General features: G+C 52.7%; 20 protein-coding genes. 16 read left to right on the forward strand and 4 right to left on the reverse strand.

Going from position 1 to position 19,733, the window contains the following annotated elements; all coding sequences use genetic code 11:
• Positions 1-16: 16 nt before the first annotated feature.
• Entirely contained in the window at positions 17-1,231 is a 1,215-nt protein-coding gene (locus QUD59_RS10010; protein WP_286236809.1) for a flagellar assembly protein T N-terminal domain-containing protein, read from the reverse strand.
• A 142-nt stretch (positions 1,232-1,373) separates the two neighbouring features.
• Between QUD59_RS10010 and QUD59_RS10015 the strand changes: the two genes are divergently transcribed.
• Complete coding sequence (locus QUD59_RS10015) at positions 1,374-2,105, forward strand: FlgO family outer membrane protein (RefSeq protein WP_286236810.1); 732 nt, start codon at positions 1,374-1,376, stop codon at positions 2,103-2,105.
• 5 nt (positions 2,106-2,110) lie between these two features.
• On the forward strand, positions 2,111-2,590 hold the full coding sequence (locus QUD59_RS10020) for an LPP20 family lipoprotein (protein ID WP_286236811.1): 480 nt from the start codon (positions 2,111-2,113) through the stop codon (positions 2,588-2,590).
• Between the two features lie 47 nt (positions 2,591-2,637).
• On the opposite strand, the gene QUD59_RS10025 is transcribed toward QUD59_RS10020, so the two are convergent.
• From QUD59_RS10025 to map, 3 genes are read right to left on the reverse strand one after another with little or no spacing between them, the layout of a single operon-like run.
• A complete protein-coding gene (locus QUD59_RS10025; protein WP_286236812.1) occupies positions 2,638-2,931 on the reverse strand; it encodes a DUF1244 domain-containing protein in 294 nt (97 codons plus the stop codon).
• 29 nt (positions 2,932-2,960) lie between these two features.
• Entirely contained in the window at positions 2,961-5,660 is a 2,700-nt protein-coding gene (locus QUD59_RS10030) for a [protein-PII] uridylyltransferase (protein ID WP_286236813.1), read from the reverse strand.
• Between the two features lie 36 nt (positions 5,661-5,696).
• Positions 5,697-6,488, reverse strand: a complete 792-nt coding sequence (gene map, locus QUD59_RS10035) for a type I methionyl aminopeptidase (RefSeq protein WP_286236814.1) — start codon at positions 6,486-6,488, stop codon at positions 5,697-5,699.
• Between the two features lie 244 nt (positions 6,489-6,732).
• Between map and rpsB the strand changes: the two genes are divergently transcribed.
• From rpsB to rnhB, 14 genes are all read left to right on the forward strand, one after another.
• A complete protein-coding gene (gene rpsB, locus QUD59_RS10040) occupies positions 6,733-7,473 on the forward strand; it encodes a 30S ribosomal protein S2 (RefSeq protein ID WP_286236815.1) in 741 nt (246 codons plus the stop codon).
• Positions 7,474-7,579: 106 nt separating this feature from the next.
• Positions 7,580-8,440: a translation elongation factor Ts gene (tsf, locus tag QUD59_RS10045; protein ID WP_286236816.1), complete on the forward strand. Its 861-nt coding sequence runs from the start codon at positions 7,580-7,582 to the stop codon at positions 8,438-8,440.
• A 97-nt stretch (positions 8,441-8,537) separates the two neighbouring features.
• Entirely contained in the window at positions 8,538-9,296 is a 759-nt protein-coding gene (pyrH, locus tag QUD59_RS10050) for a UMP kinase (protein WP_286236817.1), read from the forward strand.
• On the forward strand, positions 9,286-9,843 hold the full coding sequence (gene frr / locus QUD59_RS10055) for a ribosome recycling factor (protein WP_286236818.1): 558 nt from the start codon (positions 9,286-9,288) through the stop codon (positions 9,841-9,843). Before pyrH ends, frr begins: the two co-directional genes overlap by 11 nt.
• 39 nt (positions 9,844-9,882) lie before the next feature.
• Positions 9,883-10,644 (forward strand): polyprenyl diphosphate synthase, encoded by a 762-nt coding sequence (uppS, locus tag QUD59_RS10060; RefSeq protein WP_286236819.1) that lies wholly within the window; start codon positions 9,883-9,885, stop codon positions 10,642-10,644.
• The gene (locus QUD59_RS10065; RefSeq protein WP_286236820.1) at positions 10,637-11,449 is read left to right on the forward strand and encodes a phosphatidate cytidylyltransferase; all 813 of its coding nucleotides are present in this window, start codon (positions 10,637-10,639) and stop codon (positions 11,447-11,449) included. The genes uppS and QUD59_RS10065 overlap by 8 nt, the downstream gene beginning before the upstream one ends.
• A 6-nt stretch (positions 11,450-11,455) precedes the next feature.
• The gene (rseP, locus tag QUD59_RS10070) at positions 11,456-12,811 is read left to right on the forward strand and encodes a sigma E protease regulator RseP (RefSeq protein ID WP_286236822.1); all 1,356 of its coding nucleotides are present in this window, start codon (positions 11,456-11,458) and stop codon (positions 12,809-12,811) included.
• Positions 12,812-12,865: 54 nt separating this feature from the next.
• Positions 12,866-15,178 carry an outer membrane protein assembly factor BamA gene (gene bamA, locus QUD59_RS10075; protein WP_286236823.1) on the forward strand — a complete coding sequence of 771 codons (2,313 nt, stop codon included), beginning with the start codon at positions 12,866-12,868 and terminating at the stop codon, positions 15,176-15,178.
• A 10-nt stretch (positions 15,179-15,188) separates the two neighbouring features.
• The gene (locus QUD59_RS10080; protein ID WP_286236824.1) at positions 15,189-15,686 is read left to right on the forward strand and encodes an OmpH/Skp family outer membrane protein; all 498 of its coding nucleotides are present in this window, start codon (positions 15,189-15,191) and stop codon (positions 15,684-15,686) included.
• Between the two features lie 14 nt (positions 15,687-15,700).
• Positions 15,701-16,729 (forward strand): UDP-3-O-(3-hydroxymyristoyl)glucosamine N-acyltransferase, encoded by a 1,029-nt coding sequence (gene lpxD, locus QUD59_RS10085; RefSeq protein WP_286236825.1) that lies wholly within the window; start codon positions 15,701-15,703, stop codon positions 16,727-16,729.
• 13 nt (positions 16,730-16,742) lie between these two features.
• Complete coding sequence (gene fabZ, locus QUD59_RS10090) at positions 16,743-17,180, forward strand: 3-hydroxyacyl-ACP dehydratase FabZ (protein WP_286236826.1); 438 nt, start codon at positions 16,743-16,745, stop codon at positions 17,178-17,180.
• Positions 17,181-17,183: 3 nt separating this feature from the next.
• Complete coding sequence (gene lpxA / locus QUD59_RS10095; RefSeq protein ID WP_286236827.1) at positions 17,184-17,954, forward strand: acyl-ACP--UDP-N-acetylglucosamine O-acyltransferase; 771 nt, start codon at positions 17,184-17,186, stop codon at positions 17,952-17,954.
• A gap of 8 nt (positions 17,955-17,962) precedes the next feature.
• The gene (lpxB, locus tag QUD59_RS10100) at positions 17,963-19,123 is read left to right on the forward strand and encodes a lipid-A-disaccharide synthase (protein WP_286236828.1); all 1,161 of its coding nucleotides are present in this window, start codon (positions 17,963-17,965) and stop codon (positions 19,121-19,123) included.
• Positions 19,120-19,719: a ribonuclease HII gene (gene rnhB, locus QUD59_RS10105; RefSeq protein WP_286236829.1), complete on the forward strand. Its 600-nt coding sequence runs from the start codon at positions 19,120-19,122 to the stop codon at positions 19,717-19,719. The genes lpxB and rnhB overlap by 4 nt, the downstream gene beginning before the upstream one ends.
• Positions 19,720-19,733 lie beyond the last annotated feature (14 nt).

Raw genomic sequence — 19,733 nt, forward strand, 5'->3', positions numbered from 1 at the left:
AAATGAGTGCCGTCCGTTACCGGGCGATTGCCAGATCACCGGGCCGGATGTTGTAGCTCTCGGTCGTGCCGCTGATCTTGCCTGATGCTGTGCTGACCTGCACATCATCGATCACCAGCGTCTGGCGGGTGTTATCCAGTGAGGAGTTGGCTTTCATGTCCGGGGCATAAAAGGTGGATTTGCGGTATATGGTGAGTTTGTCACCCCGTTTCAGGCCCTGTTGGCTGCCGGCATTGATCCATATATCACGATCCTGCGTGCGAATAATACGCGCGGTGAAGGGTTCGCAACGTAATGCCTGGTTCAGGTCGTCGGCCATCTGTTTCTGCAGAGCGCTAACTTTCTGACCGTAATCCTGTTTCATAAATCCCGGGGTGGCAAAACCGGTTTTGATGGTCGGGTCGAGGCTCCAGAGTCCTGCTGTCTGATAGCGGTTCTGCCAGATCAGGTGGCCGGAAAAACCATCGTGTATGTAAAGATCCAGAGTGAAATTGCGCAGATGCTTGCGGCTTTTGTAATCAAGCCGGTTGTAGAGGTCGATAAAGAAATTGTTCTCCGCATGGGTGCGCGGGTCGACCATGGTGATGTCGCGGATGACACCGGAAACAATATAGTTTACTTCCATCTGCCCGGCTTCACTGAACAGGTTGCTGAGGGAGCCATCGTCCAGTTGGGTCACCGGTGCCAGTTGGGGATTGGGGTGGATGCTGATGCGACCGGCGTTCAGGGCGCTGACCGGACTGCCTGAATTGAGTTGCTGAGCGAGTTGCGCCGGCAGTTCGCTGCTGATGTTGTAGAGGCCGCCCAGATTGCTCTGTTGCAGATGCTGTAACGGAAAAGCGGTCATGGCGACCGATTTTCTGTAGCTGTTGCTGACGCCGTTGCTGCAGCCTTCGTCAATCAGCACATCCGCTTTGATATGCACAAACAGGGTCTGACCTACCACCTTTTCATCAATAATCTTGATATTGCTGACCTGACCCAGCGTGCTGATCTGCATGTTGTCGATTTCGAGAATGCCATCCCTGACGACCTGACTGCTGGAGACATAAACCGCAGCCTGCATGGAGGCTTGCTGGCTGGCATCACGGATGGCGGCCTGTCGTGCGGCACTGATGTCGCCGTTACTGATGATCGCCTGACCCTGTGCCTCAACCATGACGGCTGCGGCCAGTTGCGAGAAGATGAAAAGGTAAACGAAGAGGAAAAGCCTGGACGCCAGATTAAACATATCTCTCCAATGACCGATTAAAGATAAAAACAGTAGGCAAATCACCGGATCCTGTAAATGCCGGTTCCGGGTGGTTTTGGTTTGGCTACCTTTATGAATATGGTAGATTGTGGTGCGTAACCCTCGAGTTTGGAAGATCAGGATGAAAAAAATTTTACTGCTGCTGTCGGGCTGCCTGCTGGGTGGATGCCTGCAGCAGACTCAATCGGCCGATTCGCCGCCTGAGCGAGTCCATATTGAGAGTATGAGTCCTGAAGTGGTTGCTGAGTTGAATAAGCTCGAGAAAGCACATATCGCCGAGCGCGAAGCATTACTGGAGAAAGAGCAGGCGATGCTGCAGCGTCAGGTGGTTCAGGTGGAAATCGTTCCGAATGGCCTTGATCCCCTGAGTGAAGCGGTGGCGCAGATGGCAGTGCAGATGAACGCCGGCTTGCAGCAGAATCGGGTAAAGCGTTTCCCGGTGGCCGTGGTACCTTTCACCAATCTGCACAATGATCGCAGAGTGGGCCGGTTTGGTGAGCGGATGGAGCAGGCGTTTATCTATCAGCTACAGCAGCACGGTTACAATATGATTGATTACCGCGCGGCGGGGCTGACGACTTCAACCAAACAGCCCTTATCGAAACAGAATATGTCGGCGTTGCGCACCCGCTATAAAATCTATTTTCTGGTCACCGGGACCTATGCTCAGCACTCAGATGGTCTTGTCATCAATGCGCGGGTAATTGATACCACCACGCGACAGGTGCTGGCGACGGGGCAGTCGCATATCTCCAACGCCCGGCTTGAAGGGGGGATTCCCGGTTATAACCCACTTGAAGCGCTGAACAAGGGGATGATTGTTGAGAATCAGGGCGGGCCGGTAGGCAGGTAATTGTGATGTTAAAAATTAAGAAAAAAATACTCTTCACACTGGCGCCGATGCTGTTGCTGATCTCTTTGCTTCAGGGCTGTGAAACGGCGGTGCAGAACACAATTGATGTGGTTGAAGCGCTGCCGGATATTAATTTTCCGCCCCGGGTGGAGGAGCCAAGACAGCCAAATTGGGTGCGTGCCACCGGCTATGCGCCGATCAGCTTGCAGCCGGGCCAGACTGAGCAGCATAAAATGCTGATGGCGATGCGTGCTTCTAAGTTGCGGGCGTATCAGGAGCTGGCCGGGGTTGTGCATGGTCAGTATCTGTTTGGTACTACAACCGTGCAGGATATGGTGCTGCAGAGCGATCAGTTCAAAACCGCAGTGTCAGGTATTGTCCGCGGTGCGCGGGTGGTGAAAACCTTCCCGGTTCAGGAAGATACCTACGCCACTACGCTGGAGGTGGATCTGAATCAGGTGCAACGCGCCTGGATCAGTCAGTAAGGTAAATCGGGGTAGCTCAGCAGGGTGCGGCTACCCCTTAGCAGGTCTTACTTATTGCGGCTGGCTTCAAAAGCCGCCAGTTGCTCAGGTGTGGCTTCGGTCTGATACTTCTCTTTCCAGCTATCATAAGATTCGCCGTAAACGCGTTCGCGTGCGGCGTCGTAATCAACGCTGATGCCCTGTTTCTCTGCTTCCGCCATATACCACTTGCTCAGGCAGTTGCGGCAGAAACCTGCCAGATTCATCAGTTCGATATTCTGAACATCTTTGCGGCTGTCCAGATGCTCCAGTAAACGGCGGAAAACGCCCGCTTCAATTTCGTTCTGGGTCTGTTGGTCCATAGGTTCCTCGCTTAACAATGCGTTTCTGTTCAGTGTTCGTGCTGGATGTGTTCATCCAGCTGCTGACAGATCTCGTCCTGTAGTGTCTGACAGAGCTGCGGGTCGGAGACGGGCTGGCCCTGATCATCGGTAATAAAGAAAAAGTCTTCTACCCGTTCGCCAACACTGGCGATCCGTGCTTTACGGACGGACAGGTGATGTTCTGCAAAGATACCGCCGATTCTCGCCAGCAGGCCGGGGCGGTCGGGAGTGATAACTTCGATGACGGTCTGCTGCAGAATGGGGTCGTTGCTCAGATACACTTTGGTCGGCATGGCGAACAGCTTCATCTGGCGGGGTACCCGGCGCTGGATAATCTCCGGATAGTCATCCGGGTCGTCCAGTTCTTCAATCAGGCTCTGCTTGATATGCTGCAGGTGATCGGGGTTTTCCGACAGCGGGGTGTTGTCATCGGAGAGTACGGTGTAGGTATTGAGAACCTGGCCGCTGTCGGTAACGATAATGCGTGCGTCCTGAATGTTCAGGTGCAGTTGGTCCATTGCCGATACCGTGGCGGCAAACAGGTTTTTGATATCTTTGCTGTAGATGAAGATCTCGGTGGCACCCTCGAACATCCGGTGAGAGGTCTGGCGAATTAATACCAGAGGCTCATCCTGATTGGTGTGTTCCAGAATTGCCTGGGTATGTTCAACAATGCTCTGGGCGGTTTCGCGGAGGAAATAATCATCGCCGATGGTGGACCAGAGATTCTTGATCTCCGCTTCGTCGACGCCCTGACGGTGCAGTAATAAGAGGGCTTCGTTCTGGATCTGTTCTATCCGGTCCTCTTTATTGATGGGGTTCTCCAGACCGCGGCGCAGGGCGCGCTTGGTGTCGGTATAGAGCTTCCGCATCAGGGTTGCGCGCCAACTGTTCCAGAGCGAATGGTTAGTGGCATTGATGTCCGCGATAGTCAGCACGTAGAGGTAGTCCAGATGGACCACGTCGCGGACCTGTTGTGCGAAAGTGTGGATAACTTCCGGATCGGAGATATCTTTGCGCTGGGCTGTCATCGACATCAGCAGATGGTTGCGTACCAGCCAGGCGACCAGATGGCTGTCCCATTTGCCGAGGTGGTGGCCTTCACAGAACTCCATGACATCTTCCGCACCGAGTTCGGAGTGATCGCCGCCGCGTCCTTTGGCAATGTCGTGGAACAGCGCGGCAATATACAGCAGCTCAATTTTCGGTAGCTGGTTGACGATCCTGTGGGCGATCGGGAACTCCTCGCGGAAGTCGTTGTGCCTGAACTGGCGGCATTTCTGGATCACCTTCATCGTGTGCGCATCGACCGTGTAAATATGGAACAGGTCGTGCTGCATCTGGCCGATAATGCGACCAAACTGGGGCAGGTAGCGGCCGAGAATGCCGTAGCGTGTCATCCGCTTCAGCTCGGTGGATACCCGTTCCGGCGAGCGCAGCAGTTCCATAAACAGGCTGGTGTTGCGGATGTCAGAGCGAAACTCCTCATCCACTTTGTGCCGGTTGTCGCGGATCATCCGTATCGTGGAGGCGCGTACCCCTTTAATCTCCGGGTTCTGGGCGAGCAGAACAAACAGCTCCATCAGGGCGAAGGGGTGATGCTCAAATACGCTGTCGTAGGCGACTTCGAGATAATCGTTATGAATCTGGAAACGGTTGTTGAGTGGTGTGATCACCTGCTCTTCGTCAGCACGAAGAATGGCTTCGTCGAAGTGCTGCAGCAGCATGTCGTTGAACTCGGACATGGCCATGGCGATACGGTAGTACTTGCTCATGAACTGCTCGACCGCCAGTTTTCCGGCTTCATCTTCATAACCGAAAAAATCAGCCAGTGTGCGCTGATGATCAAACAGCAGGCGATCTTCGCGGCGGCCGCAGAGCATATGAAGTGCATAGCGTACCGACCAGAGGTAGAGCTCGCCTTTGTTCAGGGTTTCGAGCTCGGTTTCGGTGAGGAAGCCGTCTTCTACCAGATCGCGGATATAGGTCGAACCGAAATGACGTTTCGCAACCCAGCCGATGGTCTGCAGGTCGCGCAGGCCGCCGGGGGAGTTCTTCAGATTCGGCTCAAGGTTGTATTCAGTGTTGTTGGTCTTTTCGTGCCGGCCCTTCTGTTCTTTGAGTTTGGCAATGAAGAACTCTTTGTCGGTCCAGGCACCTTCAGAGGTAACCTTGTCGTACATCTGCTGATGCAGGTCTTCGTTACCCATCAGCGTGCGCGATTCGATCAGATTGGTCGCAATCGTGATGTCGTTCTGGGCTTCTTCGTAGCACTCGCTGAGGCTGCGGACGCTGGAGCCCAGATCCAGGTTGATATCCCAGAGCAGTGTCAGGAAGCCGCTGATGGAATCGTGATACTGTTCCGGGTCGACGCCGTCCTGAAGCAGAATCAGCAGGTCGATGTCCGAGTGCGGATGCAGCTCGCCGCGGCCGTAACCGCCGACAGCTATGAGCGAGACCTGCTGTTCCGGCCAGTCGAAGGTTGACCAGGCGGTTTGTAACAGGCGGTCGATCTCCCGGGCACGACCATAAACCAGTTTGCGGATATCTTCGCCATCGCGGAAGCGCTCGTCGAGGCTGCTGCGGATCTGTTTCAGTGCTTCTTTATAGACCGGGATCGGTGAAGCGGCTTCTGCCAATGCATTTTCGAAGGCGGAGAGATCGATGATCTCTTCCTGCTCCAACTGTTGATGCAGGGTGGTCGACATCTGAAGATTACCTGTTATCTGTCCAGCGGTTGCGGTTTAAGCCGGTTTGCCAATTCTGTCGATGCTTTCATCACTGCGCAGGGTGAGGATCTCGTAGCCATCGGCAGTCACCAGTACGGTGTGCTCCCACTGTGCAGAGAGGCGGCGGTCGGCGGTTTCTACGGTCCAGCCATCTTTCTTGGACAGCTTAACCTGACGTTTACCGGCATTAATCATCGGCTCGATGGTGAAGATCATGCCCTCTTCAAGGACTTCGCCGGTGTCCGGTCTGCCGTAATGCAGTACCTGAGGTTCTTCGTGGAACTCGGCGCCAATGCCGTGGCCGCAGTATTCGCGAACAACGGTGTAGTGATTTTGCTCTGCGTAGGTCTGAATCGCGTGGCCAATGTCGCCAAGGCGTGCGCCGGGCTTAACCAGTTTGATTCCACGGTACATGCATTCCAGAGTGATATCTACCAGACGGCGGGCATGGGATTGTTCTTTGCCGACAAAAAACATTTTGCTGGTGTCGCCGTGGTAACCATCCTTAATAACTGTAATGTCGATATTGATGATATCGCCATCTTTCAGTTTTTTGTCATTCGGGATGCCGTGACAAACAACCTGGTTGACCGAAGTGCAGATTGATTTCGGAAAACCGTGATAGTTGAGGGGAGCGGGAATGGCCTGCTGCTGGTCAACAATATAGTCGTGACAGATCTGGTTCAGTTCGTTAGTTGTGACGCCCGGTTTGACATAGGGTTCGATCATCTCCAGAACTTCAGCGGCCAGGCGGCCTGCCAGGCGCATTTTTTCGATCTCTTCAACTGTCTTGATTTTGATGCTCATAGTATACCGGTTGTCTTCTGAGTCCGTTGCCACGGATGGATAAAAGGGTGCAGCAGTGGATTGTAGCAATCATGGCTGGGAAGCGAAATAAACTTTATATTACCGGGTGGTTGTGGTATAAATCCGCGCTCGATTTGCGAGAGCAAAGAGATACAAATCACACACGTTCCGTCACAGCATTCAGGGTGCCTTCGGGTTGAGTGTTGGGGGTCGTGGAGGTCTAACCCAATTTTAGGAAAAAAACATGGCTAAAATTACTATGCGTGACCTGCTGAAAGCAGGTGTTCACTTCGGTCACCAGACCCGTTACTGGAATCCGAAAATGTCTAAATTCATTTTCGGTGCTCGTAACAAAATCCATATCATCAACCTTGAGCACACTCTGCCTGCACTGAACGGTGCGCTGGATAGCATCCAGAACATGGCAGCTAACAAGAACAAGGTTCTGTTCGTTGGCACTAAGCGTGCTGCCAGCAAGATCGTTAAAGAAGAAGCGGCTCGTGCAGGTATGCCTTACGTAAACCACCGCTGGTTGGGTGGTATGCTGACTAACTACAAAACTATTCGTCAGTCTATCCGTCGTCTGCGTGATCTGGAATCCCAGAGCCAGGACGGTACTTTCGAAAAGCTGACCAAGAAAGAAGCTCTGATGCGTCAGCGTGAAATGGAAAAACTGGAACGCTCTATCGGCGGTATCAAAGAGATGGGCGGTCTGCCTGATGCTCTGTTCGTAATCGATGTTGATCACGAGCGTATCGCTGTAAACGAAGCGAACAAGCTGGGCATCCCGGTTATCGGTGTGGTTGATACTAACAGCAACCCGGACGGTGTTGATGTAGTTATCCCTGGTAACGACGATGCGCTGCGCGCAATCCAGATCTACGTTAAGTCTGCTGCTGATGCTTGCCTGGAAGGTTCTGAAGCAACTGCTGGCGACAAAAACGAATTCGTAGAAGTTGAAGAAAACCAGGCTGCGGCTGAGTAATCTAACTGTCAGAACAGTTGATTATTCTCTTTGACTTTTTGAGGGGGCCTGGCCCCCTTTTTTGGATTTTTTGATTAACCCGCGATGATTAATAGGGGTATTCGATATGGCGAACATTTCCGCTGCAATGGTTAAGGATCTGCGCGACCGCACTGGTCTGGGCATGATGGAGTGTAAAAAAGCACTGAAAGAAGCTGATGGCGACATCGAGAAAGCGATCGAAGAGCTGCGTAAAGCTTCCGGAATGAAGGCTGCTAAAAAAGCAGGCCGTACTGCAGCAGAAGGTGTTGTGGTTGTTAAAGTTGCTGACGATAACAGCTACGCTGTAGCAGTAGAAGTTAACTCTGAGACTGACTTCGCTGCACGTGATGAAAACTTCCTGGCGTTCTCCGCGACTGTGCTGGAAAAAGCGTTTGCTGAAAAAGCAACTGACGTTGAAGCGCTGATGGCTGGTGAGCTGACCGAAGCACGTGATGCGCTGGTTCAGAAAATCGGTGAGAACATCGGTGTACGCCGTCTGTTCCTGGTTGAAGGTGGCGTTGTTGGCGCTTACGTTCACAGCAACAGCAAAATTGCAGCAATCGTTCAGCTGGAAGGTGGTAACGAAGAAACTGCAAAAGATATCGCTATGCACGTTACTGCGGTTAACCCACAGGTTGTCAGCAAAGAAGATATGCCTGAAGAAGTGGTTGCCAAAGAGAAAGAGATCATCATGGCGCAGCCAGACATGGCTAGCAAGCCTGCAGAGATCGCTGAAAAAATGGTTGTTGGTCGTATCAACAAGTTCCTGGCTGAGAACAGCCTGGTAGAGCAGGCGTTCGTTAAAAATCCTGAGCTGAAAGTAGGTCAGGTAGCAAAAGATGCTGGCGCAACTGTAACTGCGTTCACCCGTATCGAAGTGGGTGAAGGTGTTGAGGTTGAAGAAGTGGATTTTGCTGCAGAAGTTGCTGCTCAGCTGAAAGGCTAACTTGCTGTAAAACCTCCCGGTTGCGCATGTTCTGCATGCGCAACCCACTCTTTTCCTGCTACACTCTCCTGATCTCAAACTCTGCGGAGATATACGGATGCCGTCTACCGAAAAACAATCCAAATACAAACGTATACTGCTCAAATTAAGTGGTGAAGCCCTGATGGGTGATGAGAGCTTTGGTATCGATTCCAATGTGCTGAATCGTATGGCTCTCGAGATTGGTCAACTGGTGGGCATAGGCGTCCAGGTCGGTATGGTTATTGGTGGTGGTAACCTGTTCCGTGGTGCTGCATTGAATGCGGCGGGCCTCGACCGGGTAACCGGTGACCATATGGGAATGCTGGCTACGGTAATGAATGCGTTGGCCATGCGTGATGCGCTGGAACGCAGCAATATCAATACCCGCGTTATGTCGGCGATTCCGATGAGCGGTGTGGTAGACCATTATGACCGTCGAAATGCTATGCGTTACCTGAATCAGGGCGACGTAGTGATTTTTGCGGCGGGAACGGGTAACCCGTTCTTTACAACAGATTCCGCTGCCTGCCTGCGTGGTATTGAGGTTGAGGCGGATGTGGTGCTGAAAGCGACCAAAGTTGACGGCGTATATACCGCAGATCCGGTGAAGGATCCGACGGCCCGTCGCTACCGCCACCTGAGTTATGATGAAGTGCTGGAGCAACAGCTGGGTGTCATGGATCTGACTGCAATCTGTCTGACCCGTGATCATTCGATGCCGGTACGTGTTTTTAATATGAATAAGCCGGGTGCCCTGGCGAACCTCGTGGTAGGTTCGGATGAGGGAACCCTGATTGATTGCAGTGAGACGGTTGGAGAAAAATATGCTGAATGAAATCACTCAGGATGCTACCGAACGTATGCAGAAGAGCGTTGAAGCGCTGGTAAATAATTTCAAGAAAATCCGTACCGGACGTGCTCATCCGAGCATTCTGGAAGGGATTCAGGTTTCCTACTACGGTTCCGATGTGCCGTTGAGTCAGGTGGCTAATATCTCAGTGGAAGATGGGCGTACCCTGTCTATCGTGCCTTGGGAAAAGCCGATGGTTCCGGTCATTGAGAAGGCGATTATGACCTCTGATCTGGGTCTGAACCCGGCTACTGCGGGTGAGAATATTCGTGTGCCAATGCCGCCGCTGACCGAAGAAACCCGTAAAGGTTATATCAAGCAGGCGCGTCAGGAAGCTGAAGGGGCGCGTGTGGCAATCCGTAACATCCGTCGTGACGCGAATGGCGATCTGAAAGATCTGCTTAAAGAAAAAGAGATCACTGAAGATGATCAGCGTCGTGGTGAAGATCAGATTCAGAAAATCACAGATAAGCACGTTGCAGAGGTAGATGGCCTGCTGGAACAGAAAGAAAAAGATCTGATGGAAATTTGATCAAGCGGCGGCTCCGTAAGGGGCCGCTGAATTTTGCCGATGGCCTCTGAAAATAATTCCTCTGTACCCCTAAGTAAGCCTCCACGCCATATTGCCATTATCATGGATGGCAATAACCGATGGGCCAAAGCGCGCAATCTTCCCAGTCTGGCGGGTCACAAAGCGGGGGTGGACTGCGTCCGGTCTGTGATCGAAGGCTGCATCGAGATGGGTGTAGAAGCGCTGACGCTTTTCGCATTCAGTTCAGAAAACTGGAAGCGCCCGCCACTTGAAGTAAAAGGCCTGATGGAGTTGTTTAAGCTGGCGCTCGATCGCGAAGCGAAGAAGCTGCTTAAGAACAACATCCGCCTGCGGGTGATCGGTGACAAAACGGCGTTCAGTGAGTCGTTACAGAAAAAAATTATCAAGGCGGAAGAGCTGACCCGGGCGTGTGACGGTCTGCAGCTTAATATTGCCGCTAACTACGGTGGTCGCTGGGATATTGTCAACGCTGCCCGGCAGTTAGCTGAGCGTTGTGTTCAAGGCGAATTGCAACCGGCTGAATTGACCGAAGCGCTATTCTCGCAGGAGATCTCGCTCGGTGATCTGCCTGAACCTGATCTCTGTATACGTACAGGTGGGGAGCAAAGAATCAGTAATTTTCTGATCTGGCAGTTTGCCTATACCGAATTGTATTTTTCCGATGCCTACTGGCCTGACTTTGATAAACAGCATCTGCGTCAGGCGGTAGAAGATTTCAGTGGACGTCAGCGCCGCTTCGGCAAAACCAGTGAGCAGGTAGAGGCTGAGCAGAATGCTTAAACAGCGTATCTTTACCGCCCTGATTCTTGCACCTCTGGCTCTGCTGGGGGTTTTTGCCCTGCCACTTCCCGCTTTTATCTATCTTCTCGATGGCGCAATCTTACTGGCAGCCTGGGAATGGTCCAATCTGGCCGGTTATCAACAGAAAAACAGCCGATTGATCTATCTCGGACTGATGGCGCTGGTCATTGGTCTGGCGCACGGTTTTTATACGCTATTGCCTGTTCAGGGTATTTTGCTGCTCGCGCTGTTTGGCTGGTTGCTGGCGCTGTTCTGGGTGGTGCGTTATCCGGACAGTCAGGGCTGGCAGCAACAGTGGCAGCGGGCTCTGATAGGGTTCGTTGTACTCATTCCCTGCTGGTTTGCCTTTGTCAGTATGAAAGCTTCAGAAAACGGAGAGTTGCTGATTCTCTTGCTGTTCCTGCTGGTTTGGGGGGCTGATGTGGGCGCGTACTTTGCCGGTAAGCGCTTTGGCCGCAGTAAACTGGCACCCGCAGTAAGTCCGGGTAAAACCCGTGAGGGTTTGTACGGTGGTCTGTTCAGTTGCCTGCTGGTGGCGTTAGGTTACGGCCTGTTTAACGGCTTTGATCAGATGCAACTGTTGATGCTTTTGCTGGTCTCACTGCTCACAGGCATGATTTCTGTGCTGGGGGATCTGTTTGAGAGCATGCTCAAACGATATCGCGGCATCAAAGACAGCAGTCAGTTACTCCCGGGGCACGGTGGTATCCTTGACCGGATTGATAGTCTGACGGCTGCTTCACCATTATTTGTACTGGGAATGCATTTTTTGATTCCGGTCTGAGGTTTTATGGAACTGTTACACACCCTTGCGGCAACCATAGTGACACTGGGCATACTGGTGACCATTCATGAGTGGGGGCACTTTTACGTGGCCCGTCGCTGCGGGGTGAAAGTTCTGCGCTTTTCGGTGGGTTTCGGTAAAGCGATCTATAGCTGGAAAGATCGTCAGGGTACTGAGTACGCGATTGCCGCAATTCCGCTGGGCGGCTATGTCAAAATGCTCGACGAGCGCGAGGAAGCAGTACCGGCTGATCAGTTGTCGCAGGCGTTTAACCGTAAACCGGTTCTGCAGAGAATTGCGATTGTGGCGGCGGGGCCGCTGGTTAATCTGTTCTTTGCTGTTCTGGCCTACTGGTTCCTGTTTGTTTATGGCGTGGCTACGGTTGCGCCGGTTGTGGGTGAGGTTGCTCCCGGTTCACTGGCCGCGCGGGCAGGGGTAACCCCGGGAGCCGAGATCGTGCAGGTTGATGGCCAGCTCACTTCATCTTGGGATGAGGTTAATCTGCGGCTGGCGGCGCGGGTCGGTGAAAGCGGCAGTCTGCATCTGCAGACAAAAGATGCAAATGGCTACTCGGTACGCGATCGCTCTGTAGAACTGCAGAGCTGGTCGGTGGATGTAGAGAAAGAATCACCGGTTACCGCGTTGGGACTGATTCCATGGCGGCCTGAGGTCGAGGCGGTGATCGGCCAGTTGGTTGACGGTGAACGTGCATTGGCGGCAGGGCTCCGGGTTGGCGATCGGATAGAGACGGTCAATGATCAGCCGATAGGCGACTGGTACGCTCTGGTGCGTCTGGTGCGGGAAAATCCTGAGGTGCCGCTGTCTCTCGGCGTGCAGCGACAGGCTGAGTGGCTTGAACTGGTTCTGACGCCTGCGCAGCGAGCTGATGATAACGGAAATGTGTTTGGTTATATCGGTGCCGCCGCTGAGCCGGTAGGCTGGCCGGATGAGTATCGCCGTAGCATCCAGTACGGGTTCTTCGATGCGTTGGGGCAGGCCCTGAGTAAAACCTGGCAGATGATCAGTCTGACTCTGGACTCGATCTGGAAGATGATCGAAGGGGCGCTCTCGGTAAAAAACTTGAGTGGGCCTATAACCATTGCTAAAGTGGCCAGTGCTTCAGCAGCCTCGGGGTTGGAATCCTATATCAGTTTTCTGGCTTATCTGAGTATCAGCCTGGGGATTTTGAACCTGTTGCCCATTCCGGTGCTGGATGGTGGGCATCTGCTTTATTACGCGGTTGAGCTGGTAACTGGCAAACCGGTAAGTGAAAAAATTCAGTTGCTTGGACTTAAAATAGGCATGGCAATGCTGCTGACACTGATGTTTGTGGCACTGTTTAACGACTTCATGCGGTTGTAACCCTCCGGGTTGCGGCTGGATCAATTATTGATTACGGAAAATAAGAAGTAATTCATGAAACGTGGAATTGGACTTCTGGTAGCGCTTTTATTCTGGGTCACGGCTGCTCAGGCTAACTCACCTTCCTCATTTGTTATCGAGGATATCCGTCTGGAGGGTCTGCAGCGGGTCTCCCCGGGGATTGTATTCCGCAATTTTCCCCTGACCGCCGGGGATCAGGTGGATTCAGCCGAGCTGTCGAGAGCAACGCATAAGCTGTTTGAGTCCGGATACTTCAATGATATCCAGTTGCTGCGTGATGATTCCGTACTGGTGCTGAAGCTGCAGGAGCGGCCTTCGGTCAGCCTTATCCGCCTGGAAGGCAATGATGTTCTGGAAAGTGAGGCCCTGCTGGAAGGGCTTAAACAGAGCGGTCTGCAGGAGGGTGACGTTTTCAAACGTTCGACTCTGGAACAGATTAAGCAGGATCTGGTACGTCTGTACGCGTCTCAGGGGCGTTATGGTGCGGATGTGAATACTGAGGTTGAGACGCTTCCGGGTAACCGTGTTGCGCTTAATATCAATATCAAAGAGGGCCAGGTGGCCTCTATTCAGCACATCAATATTGTGGGTAATAACGTCTATAGTGATGAAGAGCTGAAAGATCTGTTCTCACTTAAGCTGCCGAGCTTCTGGTCTTTCTATAAGAAAGATGACCGTTATGCACGACAGAAACTGTCCGGCGATCTGGAGCGGCTGCGTTCTTATTATCTGGACAGTGGCTATGTGAATTTCTCAATTGATTCCACGCAGGTCTCAATTACGCCGGACAAAAAGCATATCTACATCACGGTTAATGTCACTGAGGGTGAACAGTACACTGTACGTGGCGTCGATCTGGCCGGTGAAATGGTGATTGATGAGGCTGAACTGCAACAGGTTGTGCTGGTTGAAGAGGGGCAGACCTTCTCCCGTCGACGCATTACCGAGTCTCAGGAAGCGCTGGTGAAGAAAATCGGTGATGCCGGGTATATGTTTGCTAACGTCGCGCCGGCACCGGAACTGCATGATGATAATACCGTTACGGTGAAGTTCTTCCTTGATCCGGGCAAGCGTACCTATGTGCGCCGGGTAAATATTCGCGGTAACACCCGTACCGCCGATGATATAATCCGTCAGCATCTGGTGCAACTGGAAGCCGCTGTTGCATCGAATGAGCGAATTGAACGGTCTAAATCCCGTCTGGAAAAAACCGGTTACTTCAAATCCGTTAACGTAGAGACCTCTGCCGTGCCGGGGCATGACGATCTGGTTGATGTGAATTTTGCCGTAGAAGAGCAGCAGTCCGGTAACTTCTCCGCCAGTATCGGTTTCTCTCAGAACTCAGGCCTGATCTTTGGTCTGAAGGTACAGCAGGATAACTTCCTCGGTAGTGGTAAGAAGGTGGGTATCGGGCTTTCCAACAGTGATACCCTGACCGAGTACTCGTACAGCTATCTGGACCCGTATTATACGGTTGATGGCGTTAGCCGTGGTTTCAACCTGTACTACCGCGAACGTGACTTTGATGAAGATAACACCAGTGCCTTCTCTACCGATGAGATTGGTGGCGGGGTTAACTTTGGTTATCCGATCGATGAGTTCCAGCGCCTCAGCTTCGGTCTTGAGGTGGAGCAGATCACGATTAATACCAACTCCACAGAGACCCCGGATGAGATCTTCCAGTTTATCGCGGATGAAGGGGATAAATACTTCAACTACAGCCTGAGTGCCGGCTGGAGTGATAACCATCTGAACCGTGGCTTCTTCGCAACCAAAGGGTATTCCCAGAGTGCTTCTGTGGAGCTGGGGCTGCCGGGTAGTGATCTGAGTTACTACCGGGCTAACTATAACGCTAAGTGGTATTACCCGCTGACTGAAGATCGCTTCTGGGTCATGGGTGTTAAAGGGCGTCTGGGTTACGGTGGTGAACTGGGCAGTAATGAGTATCCTTTCTATAAACACTTTTATGCGGGTGGTCTGAAAACCGTACGTGGTTATGAGCAGAATACCCTGGGGCCGCGTGACAGTAAGGATGATCCGTTTGGTGGTAACGTACTGGTAGCGGGTAGTGCCGAATTTATCTTCCCGACTCCGTTTGTGGATGATAAGCAGAGCTGGCGCACCATGCTGTTTGTCGACGCAGGTAACGTGTTCGATACCAGTTGTTCTTCGACCAGTGTCTGTGAAGACGGTGTACAACTGGACGAGCTGCGCCTGTCCGCCGGTTTCGGCCTGAGCTGGCTGACACCGTTCGGCCCGCTGTCGATCGCGATTGCAGCACCGCTGAACGATAAAGAAGATGATGAAACGGAAGTGTTCCAGTTCGCATTAGGTCAGAGTTTCTAAGGAATAGATTATGAATTTTAAAACGATGCTGGGAGTGATCCTGGCACTAGGTATCAGTTTTAATGCCCAGGCGGAAAAGGTTGCTGTGCTGGGTGTGCAGCAGGCGCTTCTGGCCTCTAAAGCAGCGGAAGAGTTTCGGCAGTCACTGAAAACCGAATTTGCTAAAGATGAACAGGCAGCGCTGGATCTGGAGAAGCAGGTTAAAGCGACCCGTGACAAAATTCAGAAGAACAAGGATCTGGTGTCTGCGGATGAACTGAAGCGAATGCAGGTTCAGTTCCAGAAAGTCTATGCAGAGTATCAGCGAAGTGGACAGGCCTTGCAGCAGAAGCGCATGCAGCGTGAACAGGCGTTTATCCAGCAGATGCGTCCAAAACTGGATAAGGTGATTCGTAACCTGATCAAATCAGAGGGATATGATCTGGTGGTAGCCAAGCAGGCCACCCTGTTTGTTAAGAAAGAGCTGGATATTACTGCCCGTGTTGTTGAACTGCTGAACCAAGAGTAGGCGTTCTGATTTAGATGTCGGCAAAAGAATTTACGCTTCAGGAGATAGCCAAGACGCTCTCTGCTGAACTACATGGGGATCCGCAGTGCCGCATCAGCGGTATTGCTACCCTGATGCAGGCCTCTGCAACCCAGCTCTCGTTTATTGCTAACAGCAAATATCAGAAACATCTCGCCTCGACTTCGGCGGGTGCGGTACTGATGTCAGAAGAGCTCCTGTCCGGCTTCAGTGGTAATGCGCTGGTGGTCGATGATCCTTATCTGGCGTATGCACATGTCAGTCAGTTGTTCGCAAAATCCGTGACTGAAACCGCAGGTGTCGATCCCCGTGCGTGCGTTGCTGACAGCGCCGTGCTGCAGAGTGATGTGTATATTGCGGCCGGGGCAGTCATTGGTGAGCGGGTAACCCTTGAATCCGGGGTACGGATCGGTGCCAATACCGTTGTGGGCGATGATTGCCAGATTGGCAAAGATTCGGTGCTTGAAGCCAATGTGACCCTTTACCATGGTGTACGTATGGGTCGTAACTGCCTGATTCACAGCGGTGCGGTACTGGGCAGTGACGGTTTTGGTTTTGCCAGTGACCGGGGTGAATGGGTGAAGATTGCCCAGCTCGGTGGTGTTGTGCTGGGGGACCGGGTAGAAGTGGGTGCCTGTACGACGATTGATCGTGGTGCACTCGAGGATACGCGGATCGGTGACGGGGTGATCCTCGATAACCAGATTCAGATTGCGCATAACGTTCAGGTTGGCAAAAATACTGCTATTGCGGGCTGTACCGCAGTGGCCGGAAGCACTAGAATTGGCGACCATTGTACAATCGCGGGTGCCTGCGGCATTACCGGTCATCTGACCATCGCCAGTGGCTCGCATATCACAGCAATGTCTCTTGTTACCAAGTCGATTTCCGAACCCGGTGCGTACTCTTCCGGTACCGGCATGATGCCGTACCAGCAATGGAAGAAGAATGTGGTCAGGTTTCGGCAGCTGGACGATATCGCCCGCCGGCTAAAAGCCGTTGAAGCAAAGATTTCTGAGGATTAAGGGTTTAAATAAGATGATGGATGTAAACGAAATTAGGGAATACCTTCCGCATCGTTATCCGTTCCTGTTGGTGGATCGGGTGCTGGAGCTGGAAAAGGGAGAATCCATTGTTGCGTACAAGAATGTTACGGTCAATGAGCCCTTCTTCAATGGCCACTTCCCGGATCATCCGGTTATGCCGGGCGTTCTTATTGTAGAAGCCATGGCTCAGGCTGCCGGAATCCTTGGTTTTAAAACCATGGATAAAAAGCCTCAGGATGGTTCTATTTACTACTTTGTTGGTGCTGATAATCTGCGCTTCAAGCGCCCGGTTGTGCCGGGTGATCAACTGAAGCTGGAAGCCAGAGTGGTTTCAGAACGCCGTGGTATCTGGAAGTTTGAAGTGCGCTCATCCGTAGATGGTGATACCGTAAGTACTGCTACCATTTTGTGTGCTGATAGAAAGGTTTAAGTCTTGATCGATTCCCGTGCACTCATAGATCCTTCTGCGAAGCTGGCCGATGATGTCACGGTCGGGCCCTGGTCGATAATCGGGCCTGATGTGGAGATCGGAGCGGGTACAGTGATCGGGCCTCATGTTGTGATCAGAGGGCCCAGCACAATCGGAAAAAACAACCGTATCTTTCAGTTCGCCTCGGTCGGTGAAGACTGTCAGGATAAAAAATACGCCGGTGAACCTACGACCCTGACCATGGGGGATAACAATGTTGTCCGCGAAGGGGTGACCATTCACCGGGGTACGATACAGGATGCCGGCACCACCACCATCGGTAACGATAACCTGTTTATGGCTTATGCCCATGTGGCCCATGACTGTGTTGTGGGTAATAACGTGATTATGGCGAATAACACGGCTATTGCCGGGCATGTGCATGTGGGTGACTGGGCTATTCTGGGTGGTTTTACGGCCGTTCATCAGTTCTGCAAAATCGGTCCCCACGTGATGTGTGGCACCAGTACGGTGGTACTGAAGGATATTCCGGCCTATATCATGGCTAACGGAAACACTGCCGAGCCGCACGGAATCAACACCGAAGGTCTGAAGCGACGCGGTTTCAGCCCGCAGGCGATCAGCGACCTGCGTCGGGCATACAAGATTCTTTACCGGAACAAACTTACCACTGCACAGGCACTGGCTGAGCTGAATAAGCTGCTGCCACAATGCCCTGAAGTTGCGGCGTTAATTCAGTCTGTCGAAACCTCCTCCCGCGGCATTATCCGCTAGGCTCAACCATGCCGAAATCTCTGCGTATAGGTATTGTCGCCGGGGAGGCCTCCGGCGATATTCTGGGCAGTGGCCTGATCCGGGCTCTGAAAAAACGCTTTCCCGATCTTAAAGTCGAAGGCATCGGCGGTGAGCTGATGATAGCCGCTGGCTGTCAATCGCACTATCCGATGGAACGGCTCTCCGTTATGGGGTTGGTTGAGGTGCTTGGCCGCCTGCCTGAGTTGCTTAAACTGCGCAAAAAGCTGATTCAGCACTTTATTGATAACCCGCCTGATCTGTTTATCGGTGTCGATGCGCCGGATTTCACTCTGGCGATGGAAGGGCAGCTAAAGCAGGCGGGGATCCCGACCGTGCATTATGTCAGCCCCTCTGTCTGGGCCTGGAAACAGAAGCGAATCTACAAGATTAAACAGACAACCGATCTGGTGTTGAGTCTGTTCCCGTTCGAAGCCCGGCATTATGAACCCACGGCACAGCGGATCGCATTTGTCGGACATCCGTTGGCCGACAGTATCCCGCGTAGTGTCGATCCGGCAGCCGAGCGAAAGCGCTTTGCTGTGAAAGCCGGTGAGAAAATTGTCGCCCTGCTGCCGGGAAGTCGTGGCAGTGAGGTTAAATATCTGGCGGAGCCTTTTCTGGAAACGGCCCGCTGGTTGTCCGAACGTCACGATAATCTTCGGTTTATTATTCCTGCGGCGAACGAGCAGCGCCACGATCAGTTACACCGGATGGTCAGTGAGCAGTTCGCCGATCTGAATATTCAGTTGGTGATGAAAAACTCCCGTGAAGTCATGGCGATTGCCGATGCGATTCTGATTGCATCCGGGACAGCCACGCTGGAGGCAACGATCCTTGGTAAGCCGATGGTCGTGGCCTACAAAATGGCCTCGCTGACCTATGCAATCTATTCACGGATGGTTAAATCCCGCTTTATCTCCCTGCCCAATCTGCTGGCGGATGAGGCGCTGGTGCCTGAAATTCTGCAGGATCAGGTGAAGCCTGAGGTGCTGGGGCCTGCCCTGCTCAAGGCGCTGGAAGATGAGAACTACAAACAGTATCTGCATCAACGCTTCGCCGAGATTCAGCAACAGTTGCATCAGGACGCGGATGAGAAAGCCGCAGACGCAGTGGTCGAATTGCTTAAGGATAAAGGTGTACTGCCATGAGTACGCAGGGGTTTGATTTTTCCGAGGGGAAGCTGATCGCCGGTGTTGATGAGGTAGGTCGCGGGCCGCTGGTAGGAACTGTAATGGCTGCGGCGGTTATCCTCGATCCGGCCAGACCTATTCAGGGGCTTGCGGATTCGAAGAAGCTCACAGCAAAACGACGTGAGCAACTCTATGTTGAAATCAAAGAGAAGGCGCTGGCCTGGTGTGTGGCATCCGCATCGGTAGAAGAGATTGACCGTCTCAACATACTCCATGCGACTATGCTGGCGATGCAGCGTGCAGTTAGCGGCCTGCCGGTTGAACCGGAGTTTGTTTACGTGGATGGCAATCGTTGCCCGGAACTGCCCTGTCCGAGCGAGCCGGTGGTGAAAGGCGATAGCAAGGTCGCAGAGATATCAGCCGCCTCGATTCTGGCAAAGGTCGACCGGGATCGTGAGATGGAGTTGCTGGATCAGCAATATCCGCAGTACGGCTTTGCCAAACATAAAGGCTACCCGACGGCGGCTCACTTTGCTGCGCTGGCTGAACATGGTCCACTGACTGAACATCGTCGCAGCTTCAGGCCCGTGCGGGACTGGCTGGAACAGAATTAGAATATTGAGATCCT

The sequence above is a fragment of the Neptuniibacter halophilus genome (assembly GCF_030295765.1).
Taxonomy (GTDB): Bacteria; Pseudomonadota; Gammaproteobacteria; order Pseudomonadales; family Balneatricaceae; genus Neptuniibacter; species Neptuniibacter halophilus.

What these genes read in the sequence shown, in the direction of transcription:
- QUD59_RS10010 (WP_286236809.1), bottom strand. Translation starts at nt 1,231, where the DNA reads ATGTTTAATCTGGCGTCCAGGCTTTTCCTCTTCGTTTACCTTTTCATC.
- QUD59_RS10015 (WP_286236810.1), top strand. Translation starts at nt 1,374, where the DNA reads ATGAAAAAAATTTTACTGCTGCTGTCGGGCTGCCTGCTGGGTGGATGC.
- QUD59_RS10020 (WP_286236811.1), top strand. Translation starts at nt 2,111, where the DNA reads ATGTTAAAAATTAAGAAAAAAATACTCTTCACACTGGCGCCGATGCTG.
- QUD59_RS10025 (WP_286236812.1), bottom strand. Translation starts at nt 2,931, where the DNA reads ATGGACCAACAGACCCAGAACGAAATTGAAGCGGGCGTTTTCCGCCGT.
- QUD59_RS10030 (WP_286236813.1), bottom strand. Translation starts at nt 5,660, where the DNA reads ATGTCGACCACCCTGCATCAACAGTTGGAGCAGGAAGAGATCATCGAT.
- map (WP_286236814.1), bottom strand. Translation starts at nt 6,488, where the DNA reads ATGAGCATCAAAATCAAGACAGTTGAAGAGATCGAAAAAATGCGCCTG.
- rpsB (WP_286236815.1), top strand. Translation starts at nt 6,733, where the DNA reads ATGGCTAAAATTACTATGCGTGACCTGCTGAAAGCAGGTGTTCACTTC.
- tsf (WP_286236816.1), top strand. Translation starts at nt 7,580, where the DNA reads ATGGCGAACATTTCCGCTGCAATGGTTAAGGATCTGCGCGACCGCACT.
- pyrH (WP_286236817.1), top strand. Translation starts at nt 8,538, where the DNA reads ATGCCGTCTACCGAAAAACAATCCAAATACAAACGTATACTGCTCAAA.
- frr (WP_286236818.1), top strand. Translation starts at nt 9,286, where the DNA reads ATGCTGAATGAAATCACTCAGGATGCTACCGAACGTATGCAGAAGAGC.
- uppS (WP_286236819.1), top strand. Translation starts at nt 9,883, where the DNA reads ATGGCCTCTGAAAATAATTCCTCTGTACCCCTAAGTAAGCCTCCACGC.
- QUD59_RS10065 (WP_286236820.1), top strand. Translation starts at nt 10,637, where the DNA reads ATGCTTAAACAGCGTATCTTTACCGCCCTGATTCTTGCACCTCTGGCT.
- rseP (WP_286236822.1), top strand. Translation starts at nt 11,456, where the DNA reads ATGGAACTGTTACACACCCTTGCGGCAACCATAGTGACACTGGGCATA.
- bamA (WP_286236823.1), top strand. Translation starts at nt 12,866, where the DNA reads ATGAAACGTGGAATTGGACTTCTGGTAGCGCTTTTATTCTGGGTCACG.
- QUD59_RS10080 (WP_286236824.1), top strand. Translation starts at nt 15,189, where the DNA reads ATGAATTTTAAAACGATGCTGGGAGTGATCCTGGCACTAGGTATCAGT.
- lpxD (WP_286236825.1), top strand. Translation starts at nt 15,701, where the DNA reads ATGTCGGCAAAAGAATTTACGCTTCAGGAGATAGCCAAGACGCTCTCT.
- fabZ (WP_286236826.1), top strand. Translation starts at nt 16,743, where the DNA reads ATGATGGATGTAAACGAAATTAGGGAATACCTTCCGCATCGTTATCCG.
- lpxB (WP_286236828.1), top strand. Translation starts at nt 17,963, where the DNA reads ATGCCGAAATCTCTGCGTATAGGTATTGTCGCCGGGGAGGCCTCCGGC.
- rnhB (WP_286236829.1), top strand. Translation starts at nt 19,120, where the DNA reads ATGAGTACGCAGGGGTTTGATTTTTCCGAGGGGAAGCTGATCGCCGGT.